Source organism: Mycolicibacterium alvei (genome assembly GCF_010727325.1).
GTDB classification, from domain to species: domain Bacteria; phylum Actinomycetota; class Actinomycetes; order Mycobacteriales; family Mycobacteriaceae; genus Mycobacterium; species Mycobacterium alvei.
In genome coordinates this window covers 2,908,434-2,924,153 of sequence record NZ_AP022565.1, presented here as the reverse complement: position 1 = coordinate 2,924,153, position 15,720 = coordinate 2,908,434, and the positions used below count along the sequence as shown (strand labels likewise).

The window sequence follows — 15,720 nt, the reverse complement described above, 5'->3', positions numbered from 1 at the left end:
CCCGATCCGGAGGAATCACTTCGCAATGGCCAAGACAATTGCGTATGACGAAGAGGCCCGTCGCGGCCTCGAGCGGGGCCTGAACGCCCTCGCCGACGCGGTAAAGGTGACGCTGGGCCCCAAGGGTCGCAACGTCGTCCTGGAGAAGAAGTGGGGCGCCCCCACGATCACCAACGATGGTGTGTCCATCGCCAAGGAGATCGAGCTGGAGGACCCGTACGAGAAGATCGGCGCTGAGCTGGTCAAAGAGGTCGCCAAGAAGACCGACGACGTCGCGGGCGACGGCACCACCACCGCCACCGTTCTGGCTCAGGCCCTGGTTCGCGAAGGTCTGCGCAACGTCGCTGCCGGCGCCAACCCGCTCGGCCTGAAGCGCGGCATCGAGAAGGCTGTCGAGAAGGTCACCGAGACCCTCCTGAAGTCCGCCAAGGAGGTGGAGACCAAGGAGCAGATCGCTGCCACCGCCGGTATCTCCGCCGGTGACCAGTCCATCGGCGACCTGATCGCCGAGGCCATGGACAAGGTCGGCAACGAGGGTGTCATCACCGTCGAGGAGTCGAACACCTTCGGGCTCCAGCTGGAGCTCACCGAGGGCATGCGCTTCGACAAGGGCTACATCTCGGGTTACTTCGTGACCGACGCCGAGCGTCAGGAAGCGGTCCTCGAGGATCCCTACATCCTGCTGGTCAGCGGCAAGGTGTCGACCGTCAAGGACCTGCTGCCGCTGCTGGAGAAGGTCATCCAGTCCGGCAAGCCGCTGCTGATCATCGCCGAGGACGTCGAGGGCGAAGCCCTGTCGACCCTGGTGGTCAACAAGATCCGTGGCACGTTCAAGTCCGTCGCCGTCAAGGCCCCGGGCTTCGGCGACCGCCGCAAGGCCATGCTGCAGGACATCGCGATCCTGACCGGTGGCCAGGTCGTCAGCGAAGAGGTCGGCCTCTCCCTGGAGACCGCCGATATCGCACTGCTGGGTACCGCCCGCAAGATCGTGGTCACCAAGGACGAGACCACCGTCATCGAGGGTGCCGGCGATGCCGACGCGATCCAGGGCCGTGTCGCCCAGATCCGCGCCGAGATCGAGAACAGCGACTCCGACTACGACCGCGAGAAGCTGCAGGAGCGCCTGGCCAAGCTGGCCGGCGGTGTTGCGGTGATCAAGGCCGGAGCTGCCACCGAAGTGGAGCTCAAGGAGCGCAAGCACCGCATCGAGGACGCCGTTCGCAACGCGAAGGCCGCCGTCGAAGAGGGCATCGTCGCCGGTGGTGGCGTGGCCCTGCTGCAGTCGGCTCCGTCGCTGGATGAGCTGTCGCTCACCGGTGATGAGGCCACTGGCGCGAACATCGTGCGCGTCTCGCTGTCGGCCCCGCTCAAGCAGATCGCCTTCAACGGTGGTCTGGAGCCGGGCGTCGTCGCCGAGAAGGTGTCGAACCTGCCCGCCGGTCATGGCCTGAACGCCGCGACCGGTGAGTACGAGGACCTGCTGGCCGCCGGCGTTGCCGACCCGGTCAAGGTCACCCGCTCGGCGCTGCAGAACGCGGCGTCCATCGCGGCGCTGTTCCTCACCACCGAGGCTGTCGTCGCCGACAAGCCGGAGAAGGCCGGAGCGCCCGCGGGCGACCCGACCGGCGGCATGGGCGGAATGGACTTCTAAGAAGTCGCCTGAAGAGGCCCGGTCCCGTTCGCGGGGCCGGGCTTTTTCATGTCCGGTGGCCGACGACGACCGCTACGTGCTGGAAGGGAAACTGGCCGACGCCGAGTCGGAGTTCAAGAAGTCGCTGTCGCTGGTCAGCCAGGAGCGATCTTGTCCGGTGCGAATCAATCTCGAGGTGGTGCTGGAGGCCCTCGGCGATCTCAAGAACGCCGACCAGCTCCGGCACCAGGCGAAACCGTTGTGGATCGAGGCACTGAAGGTGACGCAGGAGGCGCCCGGCGGCTGCTTCGATACGACCACCGAGCCCGATGAGGAGCGCCGCAAGCACCTCAACGAAACCGAGCAGCGCCTCCAGGACAAGTTGAAGGACCCGCCGCCGTCGGAGGGTGGCGGCGGCGGTGGCGGCGGCGGTGGTGACCGGAGCGACGAGGGCCAAGGTGAGCAGGGCGGCCAAGGTGGGCAGGGCAGCCAGGACCAAAGTAGCCAGGGTGGCCAGGGTGGCCAGAACCAAAGCGGCCAAGGTGGCCAGGGCAGTGCCGGCCAGAGCGGTCAGGGTTCGGGTGGTGGCGAAGGCCAGCCAACGCCGGACACCGTCGGCGCGGACCGCATCGCAACCGAATCCGGCGGTGCGGCCACCCACGAGTTGAATCCGGGACAAGGTGACCCGGGCGACGTTCTCAAGCGGCTGCTGGAGGATTCCAACGCCAGCGGGACCGACCGTGAGTGAGCGGCATCGTCATGTCCAGTGGCCAGTTGTTGCACGCTTGGCCGCCAGACGCGTGACGTAACTGGCCACTCGGCACAGATAGTCACGGTGTCAGTTCTCCGACAAGACGATGCAATCGCTGTCGCACTGACCGGGCGGGCCGGGCTTGGCCGCCCTGCGATGCAGCACCGCGCGGCTGGGCACGATCTGATGTGCCTCGTCCTCGGTCGCACCGGCCTGGCCTCGTCCGTCGACGATCAGTGAATAGCCGCCGGGATTGTTCGGCGGACAGACCAGGGTGGCGCTCTCGTGTGAGGCGAGGTTTCTTCGGGTGTGCCCGCCGACCGCGCCGACGTGGATGACGCCGTCGACCAGGTGTGGCTCTACCGCGACGGTGTGCGCGTGGTAGTTGTCGTCGACCGTGACGAGGTAGGCGAACGTGTAGTCCGCCAGCTTGTCGGCCAGCTGGTTGAGATCCACTTTCACGCTCATTACGTGAGAATAGGCCGGTTGAGGACGCCGGGTGCCCGACCTGTCAGACGGGTGTGCACATACCGCTCGACTAGGCTCACCGATACCGGTGACGACGCCGGACGAAGGACTGGTTCTGGTGAGAATTGGGCGCCGCCGGTCGGCGTGGTTGTCGGCGGTGCTCGTGCTCGTGCTCGCCGCGTGCGGACCCGCTCCGGCGCCCCACGCCGGCCGCGAGACCGCACCGCAGCGCATCGTCTCACTCAGTCCCTCGGCGACCGAGATTCTGTGGGCCATCGGCGCCGGCGCCCAAGTGGTCGCCGTCGACGGGCAGTCGAACCATCCAGACGATGTGCCGACGCAGGCCGATCTGTCCGGTTACACGCCTAACATCGAGGCCATCGTGCGGTTCCAGCCCGATCTGGTCATCACTGCGGACGCCCCCGGCTACCTCGTCTCGGGCCTGCAGGCGGCCGGCATCGAGTTACTGACGCTGCCCGCTCCCGGGACGCTCGACGGCGCCTATGCCCAGATCGAGCAGATCGGCGCGGCGACCGGTCACGTCGCCGACGCCGCCGAGTCGGTTTCGCAGATGCGCCGGCAGATCAGGACGACCGTCGAGAGCACCCCCCAAACTCACCTGAGCTACTACCACGAACTGGACCCGGCGTTGTTCAGCGCCGCCGGGACGTCCTTCGTCGGCCGGCTCTACAGCCTGTTCGGCCTGGTCAACATCGCCGATGCCGCGGGCGGCGAGCCGTATCCGGAGCTGTCCGAGGAGTTCATCGTCACCGCGGACCCGGACCTGATCTTCCTGGCAGATGCGCAGTGCTGTGGTGTCGGCGCGGCGTCGGTCGTGGACCGTGCCGGGTGGGCGGATGTACCGGCCGTGCGAAACGGTCACATCTACGAGTTGGATGCCGACGTGGCCAGCCGGTGGGGCCCGCGCATCGTCGACATGGTGGAGAGGATCGCTGCTGTGGTCTCCGAGGTGCAGGCGGGCCATGCCCCTCGGTGACCGCCGCCGCGCCTTGGTGATGGCCGCGGCCGTGGCCGGTGTGCTCGGCGCGGCGTTGCTCGCGATCTTCGTCGGACCGGCCGGATTGCCGGCCCGCGGGATTCTGCTCGCACTGGCCGACGGATTGCCGGGCATCGACGTCGACCACGGGCTGACGGCGGCCCAACACGCGGTGCTCTGGCAGATCCGGCTACCGCGGGTGGTGCTCGGCGCCCTCGTCGGCGGCACCCTGGCCATCGCCGGCGCCGCGTACCAAGGGGTGTTTCGCAACCCACTGGCCGATCCCTATCTGCTCGGCGTCTCCAGTGGTGCGGGACTCGGTGCAACTGCGATGATCGTATTCGGCCTGGCCGCAACTGCTTTCGCGGTCCCCATGGCCGCGTTCGCCGGCGGCATCCTGGCAGTCACCGCCACCTACCTGCTGGGCCGCGGCGTGGGCGGGGGCCGCACCGAAGTGGTCATCATCCTGGCCGGGGTCGCGGTGGCCGCCTTCGCCAACGCCGGACAGACCTTCCTGCAGCAGCGTTACGACGACTCGATGCGCCAGGTCTACAGCTGGCTGCTCGGCCGGCTGAGCACAAATGGCTGGACCGAGGTGGGTGTCGTGCTGCCCTACGTGGTGGCGACGATCGCCGTGATCGTGCTGTTCGGCCGGGTCCTCGATGTGATGGCCGTCGGTGACATCGAGGCCGCCAGCCTCGGAGTCGACCCGGGACGGGTGCGCCTGCTACTGGTGGCCGTCGCGACCCTGGGCACCGCCGCGGTGGTCAGCGTCAGCGGGCTGATCGGGTTCGTCGGCATCGTGGTGCCGCACGCGGTCCGACTGCTGGCCGGACCCGGCCACCGGTTGCTGCTGCCGTTGTCGGTGCTGTTCGGCGCCGCATTCCTGATGCTGGCCGACGTGCTGGCGCGCTGGGTGCTGGCCCCGGCCGAGTTGCCGATCGGTGTGGTGACGGCAGCTATCGGTGCGCCCTTCTTTCTCGTGGTGCTGCGCCACGGTGGGAGGCTGACGTGACCGGTGCGGTGACGTGCGCAGACCTGACCGTCGTTCGGCGGGAGGCGACGGTGCTCGACGCGGTGAACCTGACGGTGTCTGCCGGTGAATGGGTCAGTGTGGTCGGACCCAACGGGGCGGGCAAGACCACGCTGCTCCATGTTTTGGCCGGACTCGTGCCGGATGCCAAGGTGTCCGGGAGGGTGCGGGTCACCGGCCTGGATCCGTTGGCGGTGCGGCGCAGGCAGATTGCCGCCGCGGTGGCGTTGATGCCGCAGCGCCCGATCGTGCCCGAAGGGGTGAGCGTGACCGAGCTGATCGACCTCGGCCGCACGCCGCACACTTCTCGGTTCGGTGCCTCGTCGGCCGTCGACCGCGACGTGGTGGCCGGGGTCATCGAGCGCCTCGACCTGCGGGATATCGCGGCCCGTCCGGCCACCGAGCTGTCCGGCGGTGAACTGCAACGGGTGGTGCTCGCCCGGGCGCTGGCGCAGCAACCGTCGGTGCTGATGCTCGACGAGCCCACCAGCGCGCTGGATGTCGGTCACCAACAACAGGTCCTCGAACTGGTTGACGCTCTGCGGGTGGCCGACGGCATCACCGTGATCGCCGCGATGCACGACCTGACGCTGGCCGGCCAGTATGCCGAACGGATGGTGATGCTGGCCGCCGGGCGGGTGGTCGCTGACGGCACTCCCGCCGAAGTGCTTACCGCACAACGGATCGCGGAGGTCTACCAGGCTCGTGTCGAGGTGGTCGAACGTGGCGGAGGAGTTGCCGTACTACCGGTTCGGGACAGGGCGCGTCGATGGACGTGATGTTGTTGGGCACCGGCAGTGCCGACGGCTGGCCCAGCCCGTTCTGCGGATGCCGGTCGTGTCGGTGGGCGCTGGCGGCCGGAGAGATTCGCGGACAGACCGCTGCCCTCGTCGACGACACCGTGTTGATCGACTGTGGTCCCGAAGCGCCCCGGGCGGCGCTGCGCGGGGGACGGAGCCTGGCCGCCGTGCGGCACATCCTGTTGACCCACGGCCATTTCGACCACGTCGGACCCGCAGCGCTGGTGATGCGGCACTGGGCGGGGCGGACCGAACCGCTCGACATCGTGGGTCCACCCGGCGCGCTGGACCAGTGTCGCGACTGGGTCGGGCCCGATGACCCGATCCGATTTCGCCCCGCACTTCCGGGGGATCAGCTGACCCTGCCGGCACCCGGTGGCGACTACACGGTGCGCGTGGTGGCCGCCGCGCATTCCGACGGGCTCGTCGACGACGCCGTCCTGTACGACGTATCCCGCTCGGGGACAAGACTTCTGTGGGCCACCGACACCGGCCCGCTATCCGACGAGACGCAGTCGGCCATCGCCGGCGCCGGGTTCGACGCGGTGTTCCTGGAGGAGACGTTCGGAAACCGCACCGAGCACGGCACCGACCACCACGACCTGCCCTCGTTTGCGCGCACACTGGCCCGGCTGCGGGAATCCGGTGCGGTCCGGGAACATACCGATGTCATCGCCGTGCATCTGAGCCATTTCAACCCTCCGGGCCCCGAACTGGCCCGGGTGCTGGGCGATTACGGTGCGCGAGCCGGTCGGGACGGCGAGGTGGTGCGGCTGGGTGCTCGCCGAGCGTCAGCGCCGTCGACGCCGACGACGCCTGCGCGCACCCTGATCCTCGGCGGCGTGCGCTCGGGGAAATCGGTGCGCGCCGAACGGATGCTCGCCGGGCAGGAACGGGTCGTGTATCTGGCCGCCGGCGGCCCGCGGGACGGCGATCCGGAATGGGATCGACGTGTTGAACGGCACCGGTCGCGTCGGCCGCCGGAATGGCAGACGGTCGAAACATCCGATATTGCAGCATATTTGCGCAGTGCGGAGTTGCCGGTCCTGGTGGACTGCCTGGGCACCTGGTTGGCGGCACGGATGGATCGTCACGGTTGCTGGGACGGCGGACGTCTGGCGCCCGTGGACGCCGACATCGACGAGTTGGTAGCGGTGTGGCGGCAGTGTGCGGTCCCGGTGGTGGCGGTGAGCAACGAGGTGGGCAGCGGTGTCGTGCCGGATACGGCCTCCGGGCGGCTCTTTCGCGATCTGCTGGGGGTGCTGAACATGCGGGTCGCCGCGGAATGCGACGACGTCGTGCTCATGGTGGCGGGCGTCGCGCTTCCGCTACGCGAGTGACCCTTACGCAGGTGCAGATCGGCGTCCGCGCACGAGCCGGCCAGGCCGGGCGTCGGTCGGCACCCCGTTCTCGGCGATGATCTCACCGGAGACGACCGTCGCGACGTAGCCGTCCGCGGTCTGGTCGAGGCGGCGTCCGCCACCGGGCAGATCGTAGGAGACGATCGGCCGGTGCAATCGCAGCGCCGCATGGTCGATGACGTTGAGATCGGCCTTGTAGCCCACCGCAATGCGACCGCGGTCGGACAGTCCGGAGACTCTGGCCGGCACCGAGGTCAGTTCGCGGACGGCAGCGGCGACGCTCAGCGTGCCCTCGCTCCGGTCGCGGACCCAGTGCGTCAGCAGGTAGGTGGGGAAGCTGGCGTCGCAGATCATGCCGTAATGCGCGCCGCCGTCACCCAGGCCGAGCACCACGTCGTCGCGCCGGAGCAACTCGGCGACGGTGTCGAGTGAGTTGTCGCGGAAGTTGGCCAGCGTGACCAGCAACATGGCGTGCCCGTCGTCGTCGAGCAGCCGGTCATAGGCCTCCTCGAGGGGGTCGACGTCGCGGGCCCGGGCCCGCGCCCCGATGGAATTCGACGGGTCGGGCTCGTAGTCGGGCTGCTCGTCCAGCGGGTACATGTAGTCCCAGGCCTGCACGGCGAACATCAGCGGATGTCCGTCACTGGCCGAGGAATCGGTCAGAATCCGTTGGCGGACTTCGGGTTTACGCATCTCGGCCACCCGGTCGGCGAGCGGTAGGTGGGCGATCTCCCGGTAGCTGGGGTAGAGGACGAACGGGTTGCCCGACAATTCGAGGCCGAGCACGAGCCCGATCGGGCGCGGGAAGATCTGGGCGGTGATCTGTGGACCGTCGGCGCCGGCATTGTCATTGGCCTTTTCGACCATGCGCAGGGCGTCCTCGAAGAACGCCGGGCCGGCGTTGCCGATCGCCAGCGTGAACGTCACCGGCAACCCGACGTCGGCGGCCACGTCGAATACCGTCTGCAGCGCCGGTTCATAGTCGCCTGCGACCAGGTCCGGCACGAACTGGATCAGGCCGCCTCCGGCGTCGTCGACGCCCCGGGCGATCGCCTCGATCTCGGCGTAGCCGGCGTCATAGCTTGGGATGGGCCGCCCGCTCTCGGTCTTGTGAATGGTCAGCCGCGACGAGGCGAATCCCAGTGCGCCGCACTGCACGGCCTCGGCGGCCAGCTTGCGCATCAGCGCCAGGTCTTCGGTGTTCGCGGGCTCTCGATCGATGCCGCGCTGTCCCATCACGTAAACCCGCAGCGGCGAGTGCGGCAGGAACGCCGCCACGTCGATATCGAGCTGTCTGGCCGCCAACGCGTCGAGGAACTCGGGGAATGTCTCCCAGGTCCACGGCAGACCGTCGACCATGACCACCCCGGGGATGTCCTCCACGCCGGCCATCACGTCCACGAGAACGTCGTGATCTCCCGCGCGGCAGGGCGCGAATCCGACGCCGCAGTTGCCCATCACGGCCGTGGTGACCCCGTGTGCCGACGAGGGGTTGAGCCGTTCCGACCAGATCGCCTGACCGTCGTAGTGCGTGTGCAGGTCGACGAAACCGGGGGTGACCAACAGCCCGGTGGCATCGATCTCGCGCTCGGCGGTCCCGGCGACAGAACCGATCTGGGCGATGACGCCGTCGCGCACGGCGACGTCGCCCACGTAGGGTTCACCGCCCAGGCCGTCGACGATGGTGCCGCCGCGGATACACAAGTCGTAGGTCACCTAACCAACGTACGACGCCACAGCCGTTCGGGGAACAGGCGCCAACGTGTCGGTGCCGAATGCGACGATCGACCGGTGATCGATCACTTTGGAATCAACTGCACGGACTGGGCCAAATCGAAGGAGTTCTACGACACTGTGCTGGGCGTACTCGGCTACCGCCGGCAATTGGACTACCAGGTCGCCATCGGTTACGGCAGTGAAGGTAAGCCCGACTTCTGGATCGCCGACGCCAGTGCCGGCGACGCCGGCGGGCCCAATCGGGAAATCCACGTCGCGTTTCATGCGGCCGATACCGAGGCCGTGCAGGCGTTCTACGACGCGGCCCTGAGCTTGGGTGCCGAGTCGCTGCACGCGCCACGCCTGTGGCCCGAATACCACCCGGGCTACTTCGGTGCGTTCGTTCGCGATCCCGACGGAAACAACGTCGAAGCGGTGTTCCACGGGGCGGCGGCGCAGTAGTCCCTAGAGCTGTTCGAGTTCCGAGATCCGCCAGGCGCCGTCGACGCGGGTCAGGCTGACCCGGTAGGCCAACGCGTCCTTGGTCGACGGACCGACGGCGGTCTCGGAACGCTGGTCGACGAACGCCATCACCTTGGCGTCATCGGCGGTCAACGACTCCACTCCGGTGTTGCGGACCGTCGCCTTCTGGGTGACGTCGGCGGGCTTCGCGCGGATCTGCTTCCGGTAATCCTCGACGGCGGAGCCGGTCAGCACCTCGGTCACCGCATCGATCTCACCCCGGCTGATCGTCGGGGTGAAGCTCAGCATTTTGACCACATTGGTCGCCACGAATTCGGTGACCTGTTCGCGCGCCTGGCCGTCGTCGGAGATCGGCACCGGCGCCGGCGCGCTCTTGACCGACAATTGCCAGAACCCGAGCCCGGCCGCGACGACGATCCCCACGACGACGGCGACGACCGACAGCGTCCAGCCTCGCGTGCCTGTGCCCATCAGTTCACGAACTCCAGCTTCGAGGCCTTGTAACTGCCGTCGACGTGCGCGACGGTGACCCTGACCCTCTGCAGCGAAACCACTCCGACCCGGTTGGTCGTGACGGTGACCTTGGTGTCGACGGTGACGAGTACGACGGCCTCGTCGGAGAACAACGATTCGATGCCGGCTCCGGTGACGGTCCCGTCGGTCATCACACCCAGGTCCGTGGCCTTCTTCTTGATCTGGGGGGCCTGGTTCTGCAGATCGGCGCGGAACTCGTCGGTGGCTCCGTCCATGATCATCGCGAGATCGGTGTCGACGGTGTCTGCGCTGACGGTGACGGTATGCAGCGCGAACGTCTCGGCGGCGTCCACGTACGGCTGCCACGACGGGGTGGTTTGCGCCACCGGGACGTCGCGGACGAATTGGCTGATCGCGAAACCGATGGCGCACAACAGGATTACCGCCAGCACGCTGGGCACCACAACCCTTGCCGCACTGACCTTCTGGGGGCGCCGAGGGTGTGGGATCGGGCTCGGTCCCGACCAGTGCGGGGAGGAATGCGGAGCGCCGACCACCGGGTGAGCGGGCGCGGTGAACCCCGGGGCCGTGATGACCCTCGGGGGCTCGGACGAGACGGGTTGTGGCCGTTGCGGTGCCGGGGGCTGCTGCGGGAGCGGGGCCGCCGGCCTGGCCGTCGGTCGGGCGCCGGCGAGCCCCTTGGCGAAATCGCTGCACCGCGGGTACCGGTCGGCCCGGTCCTTGGACATCCCCTTGAGCACCACCTCGTCCAGGTAGGCCAGTTCGGGGCGTTCGGTTCCCAGGCTCGGCGGGAGTTCGTTGAGTTGCTTGCTGATCACCACGGCCGGGTTGGAGTGATGGAAAGGCGAGTGACCGGCCAGGAGATGAAATGTACTGGCCGCCAACGCATATTGGTCGGCGCGGCCATCCACCGGCTGCCCCAGGAGTTGCTCGGGAGCGGAGTAGGCCATCGATCCGACGGCCATGTTCGTGGCGGTGAGGCCGCTGATGTCGTCGATGCGGCGGGCAACACCGAAGTCGGCCAACAGGATTCGGCGACGGGCCACTTCCGGTCCGGTCAGCAGGATGTTGGCCGGCTTTACGTCGCGGTGCAGCAGGTTGCGTTCGTGGGCGTAGTCGAGGGCCTCGGCGATCGCGGTGACGATCTCGACCGCCTCCCGCAGCGGCATCCCGTCGGGGTGACGGTCACGCACGTGTCGCGCGGCGTCGGTGCCGTCGACATAGTCCATCGCGATCCACAGCTGCCCCTCGTATTCACCGCGATCATGCAGGCCGACGATGTGGGGATGCCAGAGCGAGGCGGCGATGTCGGCCTCGCGATTGAACCGGTCGCGATACTGCGCGTCACCGGTCAACGAGGCCGGCATGATCTTCAGCGCGTCCTGGCGGGGGAGTCGCGGATGCCGGGCCAGATAGACCTCGCCCATACCGCCAGAACCGAGCAGGCGTTGAATCGTGTACCCGGCGAACATGTCACCGGAATTCAACGGCATCCCGTGATCGTAGTCGGGCCGGTGACGGCCCGGTTCGCGAGTAGCGTCGAGGCCATGAGTGCCGCTGATTCCGACGCTGATTCTGGTGCCGTCCGCGAACTGCTGCGCGACGGATTCACCCGGCTCATCGAGCATGTCGACGATCTCACCGACGGGCTGACCGAGGAGGTGTCGAGTTACCGGCCGACCCCGCAGGCCAACAGCATCGCCTGGCTGATCTGGCACAGCGCACGCTGCCAGGACCTGCAGTTGTGCGACGTCGCCGGGATCGAGCAGGTGTGGACCCGTGACGGCTGGAAGGACCGGTTCGGGCTCGACCTGCCGAGCAACGACATCGGGTACGGCCACAGCCCCGAGGACGTGGCGAAGGTGCATGCCCCGGCCGACCTGCTGGCCGGCTACTACCTGGCCGTGCACAAGGCGACGCTGGCCTACATCGCCGGGGTGACCGCCGCCGAACTCGGCCGCATCGTCGACACCCGGTGGAATCCGCCGGTGACGGCGAGCGCACGGCTGGTCAGCATCCTCGACGATTGCGCCCAGCATCTGGGTCAGGCGGCGTATCTGCGCGGCATCGTCGCGTGATCGTCCGGTGGTGGCCGGTGGTCGGCCTCACCGCCATGGTGCTGCTCGGCTGGGCGGTACGCACCGGACCGGTGCCGATCGATGACTGGTTTCAGCACGTCGGGGCCGAGCTCGGTTCGTATCGGATCACGTTCCTGGTGTTCAGCAAGCCGGTGGTGGTGGCGGCCGCGTTGCTCGTCGGCATCATCGTGGCACTGCGGCGGCACCGTCGACGGTTGGCGCTCGCCATGGTGGTGTGCCCGCTGTCGGCGATCATCATCGTGCGCGTCATCAAGCCGCTCTTCGGCAGGGAGAAGGGTGGCGCGCTGGCCTATCCCAGCGGCCACACCACCTTCCTCGTGGCCGTGACGAGCCTGCTCGTGCTGCTGGCAGGTATGCGGCTATGGGCTCTGCTCGTGGCGGTCAGCGTCGTCCTGCTCGCCGGGTTCGGCCTGTCGACGACCTTTCACTACTTCACCGACACGGTGGGCGGGGTGCTGCTGGGCGCCTCGGTGGTGGGTATCGCCGCGATTTTCGCCCGCGATGGACACCGTGACGGGGTGGATGGCCCCTCGCCGGACCTTCGCTGAGCGACCGTCTGTCGGCCGCTGCCGGCGCCGGTCATGGCAACGCATGTTGCGCAGCCGCCCGGGGCCGAACCGCGGGCGATTGTCTGCGGGCATTTTCAAGATCGATCAACCATCAAGTACCAGTTGAAAGTTCATGCTCGCTCCCCATTTCCTGGTGTTGCATTGCACAAGACTTTCGGTCGGGCGCCGCATGTCGGCAAACCGTGACCACGGGCTCGAACTGCGCCGATGGCTACTTCTGAGTTTTTGCGGCAACGGCGCAGCGGGCTCAGTTATTTGCATATGCAACGACTGACCGCCGGTCACCTGAGAAAAACCTGAGATCTTGATTAGTAACAGGTAAATTTCTGTGCGGGCCGAGTGTTCGGCCAAGCCCAAACAGCAAGTCATCGAGGGGATTTCATCTATGAACAGTCGTGTCTCGAGCGGTCTCACCGCTTGCGTCGCCGCCGCGACCGCCGGCGTCATCGCGGTCACTCCGGTCGTGTCGTCGACACCTACGCCGCCGCGCGTCGTCAGCGCCCAGGCCGCGCTGATGGCCAGCTTCGAGGGCAAGGATCAAATTGCCTTGACGATCATCGCCGGCGAGCGTCTGGCCGACCAGTTCGTGCAGGCGCCGCTCACTCCCTTCGTCCTTGCGGCCCAGCTCGCGGGCGGTGACAACGAACGACTGTTCTCCCAGATTCGCCAGATCATCGATTCGCCGATCTATGTCGCCGATCCGCTCATCGAGGCGATTGCCATCACCTTGCCGGAGGAGTTCGGCGGCGGTTCGGACCATGTCACCAACACCTCTGCCGGTGACGGCGCCTTCATGCAGTTCCGCAACAACGAGCTCCTGGGCCTCCGGGACGACATCAACGCTCAGTTCGCACAGCTGCTCGACGTCGACACCCCGTGGCCCAACGACAACTACGTCGCGGACCTCGCTCAAGCGCTGCAGGAGTCGGCAATGCGGAGTGTCAACGGCGTAGTGCTCGGGGCGGTGGGCCTGGTGGCCGTCGCACAGGCGATGGCGTCGGGCGACAACCTTCAGGTCTACAAGGCGGTCAAGGAATACATCGACGCTCCGATGTGGGCCGCGGATCCGGCGATCGAGGGGCTTGCCGGAGCGCTGCCGGATTCGCTCGGTGGCGGCACCAATCACGACCCGGCCGACCCGGCCGGTGACGGCGCCGTCATGCAGTTCCGCAACAAGCAGCTGATCGGTGCCCGCGATTCCGTGCGGATCGCTGCCGCCGACGTACTCGGTGTGCGCGACAAGGTGGACAGCACCGGCAACGTGATCACCAACAACAACGACGGCACCCAGCTGCGGTCGGTCACGAACGACGATTCCGACAAGGACTCGGCGGTGAACAACCTCAAGCCCCACGTCACCAGCCTCAACGCCCAGCTCGGAAACGCCAAGGACAAGGCGCAGAAGCGCGCGGACAAGACCAAGGCGAATGTGGACCGGGTGGTGAAGAAGGTGCAGACCGCGGCCGACACCACCGCCAAGAAGCTGGGCCTGAAGAAGTCTGAGAAGTCCGAGAAGTCGCAGAAGTCGCACTCGGAGGACTGAGTTGTGGGGGCGCAGTGGGCGACGAAGGGGGTAGTCGCCCACTGCGCAGCTCCCCACCGTCGAATGTGCACACAGATCGCAAAATTCGGCGTTTGGGCGACCTGGTTGCACGGTCGGCGCCAGCAGGGAACCGCCCGTACTTGACAGGTGTCAACCCCGATGCGACGTGCATCACAAACGGTGATTAACATAGGCCCCATGACAGCGACGCCAGATGTTGATCTGACCGGAGAGTTCACGGGTTCCGGCACCATTCACAACCCCGCGACCGGTGCCGTCGCCGGCCAGGTGACCTGGACCGACGCCGCCGACGTGCCGCGTATCGCGGCCGGACTGCGGGAAGCGCAGAAGGAATGGGAAGCCCGCGGCGCCAAGGGCCGCGCCAAGGTCCTGTCCCGCTACGCGGTGTGGCTGGGGGACCACCGCGACGAGATCGAGAAACTCCTGATCGCCGAGACCGGTAAGTCGGCAATGGACGCCGCGCAGGAAGTCCCGCTGCTGATCATGATCCTGTCGTACTACATCAAGGTGGTCGAGAAGGCGATGGCGCCCGACTCCCGCCCGGCCCCGCTGCCCTTCCTGTCCATCAAGAAGATCGCCGTGCATTACCGGCCGCGTCCCGTCATCGGCATCATCGCGCCGTGGAACTACCCCGTCGCCAACGCCATGATGGACGCCATCGGCGCCCTGGCCGCCGGCTGCGCGGTACTGCTCAAGCCGTCCGAGCGCACCCCGCTGACCGCCGAGGTACTGCTGCGGGGCTGGCTGGATTCCGGTGCACCTGAGGTATTCGCCTTGGCGCAGGGTGCGCGTGCGGTGTCGGAGGCCGTCATCGACAACTCCGACTACATCCAGTTCACCGGTTCCAGCGCGACCGGGGCCAAGGTGATGGAGCGTGCCGCCCGCCGCCTGACCCCGGTGAGCTTGGAGCTCGGCGGTAAGGACCCGATGATCGTGCTGGAGGACGCCGACGTCGACCTGGCAGCCAACGCCGCGGTGTGGGGCGCGATGTTCAACGCCGGCCAGACCTGTGTGTCCGTCGAGCGGGTGTATGCGCTTGAATCCGTCTACGACCAGTTCGTCGCCGCCACCGTGAAAGCCGTCGAGAACCTCAAGATGGGCACCGGCGAGGGCTACCACTTCGGATCGCAGATCGACGAGAGCCAGGTGGCGATCACCGAACGGCACGTCGACGCCGCCGTCGCCGCCGGCGCGAAGGCGCTGACCGGCGGCAAGCGCCCAGAAGGCGGCGGCAGCTTCTTCGAACCGACCGTCCTCGTCGACGTCGACCACTCGATGGCCTGCATGACCGAGGAGACCTTCGGGCCGACGCTGCCGATCATGAAGGTGTCCTCGGTCGAGGAGGCGGTCCGGCTGGCCAACGACAGCCCGTACGGTCTGAGCGCCTCGGTGTTCTCCAAGGACGTCGAGCGGGCCAAAGCGATTGCGCTGCAGCTCGATTGTGGTGCGGTCAACGTCAACGACGTCATCTCCAACCTGATGTGCACCACCGCCCCGATGGGCGGTTGGAAGACCTCGGGCATCGGTGCCCGCTTCGGCGGCGTCGACGGGGTGCGCAAGTTCTGCAAGCAGGAAACCGTGGTGGTGCCGCGCACCAACGTCGGCGCCGGCGGCAGCTACTACAACAACTCCGAGAAGGCGCTGGCCCGGATGAACAAGCTGATGACCAAACTGTCGTTGGCACGCCCGCGTCGTAAGGCCAAGTGACGAGGTATCGACCGTTCACCCCGGCGACACCTTGGTGTTCGACGGGG

At 67.4% G+C, this 15,720-nt stretch carries 14 protein-coding genes and 1 pseudogene; 11 read left to right on the top strand and 4 right to left on the bottom strand.

The window, feature by feature from the left end:
- Positions 1-25: 25 nt before the first annotated feature.
- Together groL and G6N44_RS29180 are read left to right on the top strand one after the other, a co-directional pair.
- Positions 26-1,651, top strand: coding sequence for a chaperonin GroEL (gene groL / locus G6N44_RS14060; RefSeq protein WP_163664914.1), 1,626 nt, complete (start codon positions 26-28; stop codon positions 1,649-1,651).
- 61 nt (positions 1,652-1,712) lie between these two features.
- Positions 1,713-2,378 (top strand): annotated as a pseudogene (locus G6N44_RS29180) (hypothetical protein); the annotation flags it as partial.
- Positions 2,379-2,468: 90 nt separating this feature from the next.
- On the opposite strand, the gene G6N44_RS14050 reads toward G6N44_RS29180, so the two are convergent.
- A complete protein-coding gene (locus G6N44_RS14050) occupies positions 2,469-2,849 on the bottom strand; it encodes a pyridoxamine 5'-phosphate oxidase family protein (protein WP_163664910.1) in 381 nt (126 codons plus the stop codon).
- A 118-nt stretch (positions 2,850-2,967) separates the two neighbouring features.
- On the opposite strand from G6N44_RS14050, the gene G6N44_RS14045 reads away from it, so the two are divergent.
- Genes G6N44_RS14045 through G6N44_RS14030 form a run of 4 tightly spaced genes read left to right on the top strand, consistent with a single transcriptional unit; the run spans position 2,968 to position 7,019 of the window.
- Positions 2,968-3,846 (top strand): ABC transporter substrate-binding protein, encoded by an 879-nt coding sequence (locus G6N44_RS14045; protein WP_163664909.1) that lies wholly within the window; start codon positions 2,968-2,970, stop codon positions 3,844-3,846.
- On the top strand, positions 3,833-4,861 hold the full coding sequence (locus G6N44_RS14040; protein WP_163664906.1) for a FecCD family ABC transporter permease: 1,029 nt from the start codon (positions 3,833-3,835) through the stop codon (positions 4,859-4,861). The genes G6N44_RS14045 and G6N44_RS14040 overlap by 14 nt, the downstream gene beginning before the upstream one ends.
- Positions 4,858-5,658, top strand: coding sequence for an ABC transporter ATP-binding protein (locus tag G6N44_RS14035; RefSeq protein WP_163664904.1), 801 nt, complete (start codon positions 4,858-4,860; stop codon positions 5,656-5,658). Before G6N44_RS14040 ends, G6N44_RS14035 begins: the two co-directional genes overlap by 4 nt.
- Positions 5,649-7,019 (top strand): bifunctional adenosylcobinamide kinase/adenosylcobinamide-phosphate guanylyltransferase, encoded by a 1,371-nt coding sequence (locus G6N44_RS14030; RefSeq protein ID WP_163664902.1) that lies wholly within the window; start codon positions 5,649-5,651, stop codon positions 7,017-7,019. The genes G6N44_RS14035 and G6N44_RS14030 overlap by 10 nt, the downstream gene beginning before the upstream one ends.
- Positions 7,020-7,022: 3 nt before the next feature.
- On the opposite strand, the gene G6N44_RS14025 is transcribed toward G6N44_RS14030, so the two are convergent.
- Entirely contained in the window at positions 7,023-8,756 is a 1,734-nt protein-coding gene (locus G6N44_RS14025) for an N-acyl-D-amino-acid deacylase family protein (RefSeq protein ID WP_163664900.1), read from the bottom strand.
- Positions 8,757-8,831: 75 nt separating this feature from the next.
- Between G6N44_RS14025 and G6N44_RS14020 the strand changes: the two genes are divergently transcribed.
- On the top strand, positions 8,832-9,218 hold the full coding sequence (locus tag G6N44_RS14020; RefSeq protein ID WP_163664898.1) for a VOC family protein: 387 nt from the start codon (positions 8,832-8,834) through the stop codon (positions 9,216-9,218).
- A gap of 3 nt (positions 9,219-9,221) precedes the next feature.
- Here the strand turns inward: G6N44_RS14020 and G6N44_RS14015 are convergent, their stop codons facing one another.
- Complete coding sequence (locus tag G6N44_RS14015; protein WP_163664896.1) at positions 9,222-9,710, bottom strand: hypothetical protein; 489 nt, start codon at positions 9,708-9,710, stop codon at positions 9,222-9,224.
- Positions 9,710-11,227, bottom strand: coding sequence for a serine/threonine-protein kinase (locus G6N44_RS14010; protein ID WP_163664894.1), 1,518 nt, complete (start codon positions 11,225-11,227; stop codon positions 9,710-9,712). The genes G6N44_RS14015 and G6N44_RS14010 overlap by 1 nt, the downstream gene beginning before the upstream one ends.
- A gap of 54 nt (positions 11,228-11,281) precedes the next feature.
- Between G6N44_RS14010 and G6N44_RS14005 the strand changes: the two genes are divergently transcribed.
- The 4 genes from G6N44_RS14005 (at position 11,282) to G6N44_RS13990 (ending at position 15,673) form a co-directional block, all read left to right on the top strand.
- A complete protein-coding gene (locus G6N44_RS14005) occupies positions 11,282-11,812 on the top strand; it encodes a mycothiol transferase (RefSeq protein WP_163664892.1) in 531 nt (176 codons plus the stop codon).
- On the top strand, positions 11,809-12,381 hold the full coding sequence (locus tag G6N44_RS14000) for a phosphatase PAP2 family protein (protein ID WP_308213878.1): 573 nt from the start codon (positions 11,809-11,811) through the stop codon (positions 12,379-12,381). The genes G6N44_RS14005 and G6N44_RS14000 overlap by 4 nt, the downstream gene beginning before the upstream one ends.
- A 406-nt stretch (positions 12,382-12,787) precedes the next feature.
- Entirely contained in the window at positions 12,788-13,945 is a 1,158-nt protein-coding gene (locus G6N44_RS13995; RefSeq protein ID WP_163664890.1) for a hypothetical protein, read from the top strand.
- A 198-nt stretch (positions 13,946-14,143) separates the two neighbouring features.
- A complete protein-coding gene (locus G6N44_RS13990) occupies positions 14,144-15,673 on the top strand; it encodes an aldehyde dehydrogenase family protein (RefSeq protein ID WP_163664888.1) in 1,530 nt (509 codons plus the stop codon).
- Positions 15,674-15,720: the final 47 nt, after the last annotated feature.

Excerpts from the sequence above, each read along its gene's own strand:
- groL (WP_163664914.1), top strand. The coding sequence starts at position 26 with ATGGCCAAGACAATTGCGTATGACGAAGAGGCCCGTCGCGGCCTCGAG.
- G6N44_RS14050 (WP_163664910.1), bottom strand. The coding sequence starts at position 2,849 with ATGAGCGTGAAAGTGGATCTCAACCAGCTGGCCGACAAGCTGGCGGAC.
- G6N44_RS14040 (WP_163664906.1), top strand. The coding sequence starts at position 3,833 with ATGCCCCTCGGTGACCGCCGCCGCGCCTTGGTGATGGCCGCGGCCGTG.
- G6N44_RS14030 (WP_163664902.1), top strand. The coding sequence starts at position 5,649 with ATGGACGTGATGTTGTTGGGCACCGGCAGTGCCGACGGCTGGCCCAGC.
- G6N44_RS14015 (WP_163664896.1), bottom strand. The coding sequence starts at position 9,710 with ATGGGCACAGGCACGCGAGGCTGGACGCTGTCGGTCGTCGCCGTCGTC.
- G6N44_RS14010 (WP_163664894.1), bottom strand. The coding sequence starts at position 11,227 with ATGCCGTTGAATTCCGGTGACATGTTCGCCGGGTACACGATTCAACGC.
- G6N44_RS14005 (WP_163664892.1), top strand. The coding sequence starts at position 11,282 with ATGAGTGCCGCTGATTCCGACGCTGATTCTGGTGCCGTCCGCGAACTG.
- G6N44_RS13995 (WP_163664890.1), top strand. The coding sequence starts at position 12,788 with ATGAACAGTCGTGTCTCGAGCGGTCTCACCGCTTGCGTCGCCGCCGCG.
- G6N44_RS13990 (WP_163664888.1), top strand. The coding sequence starts at position 14,144 with ATGACAGCGACGCCAGATGTTGATCTGACCGGAGAGTTCACGGGTTCC.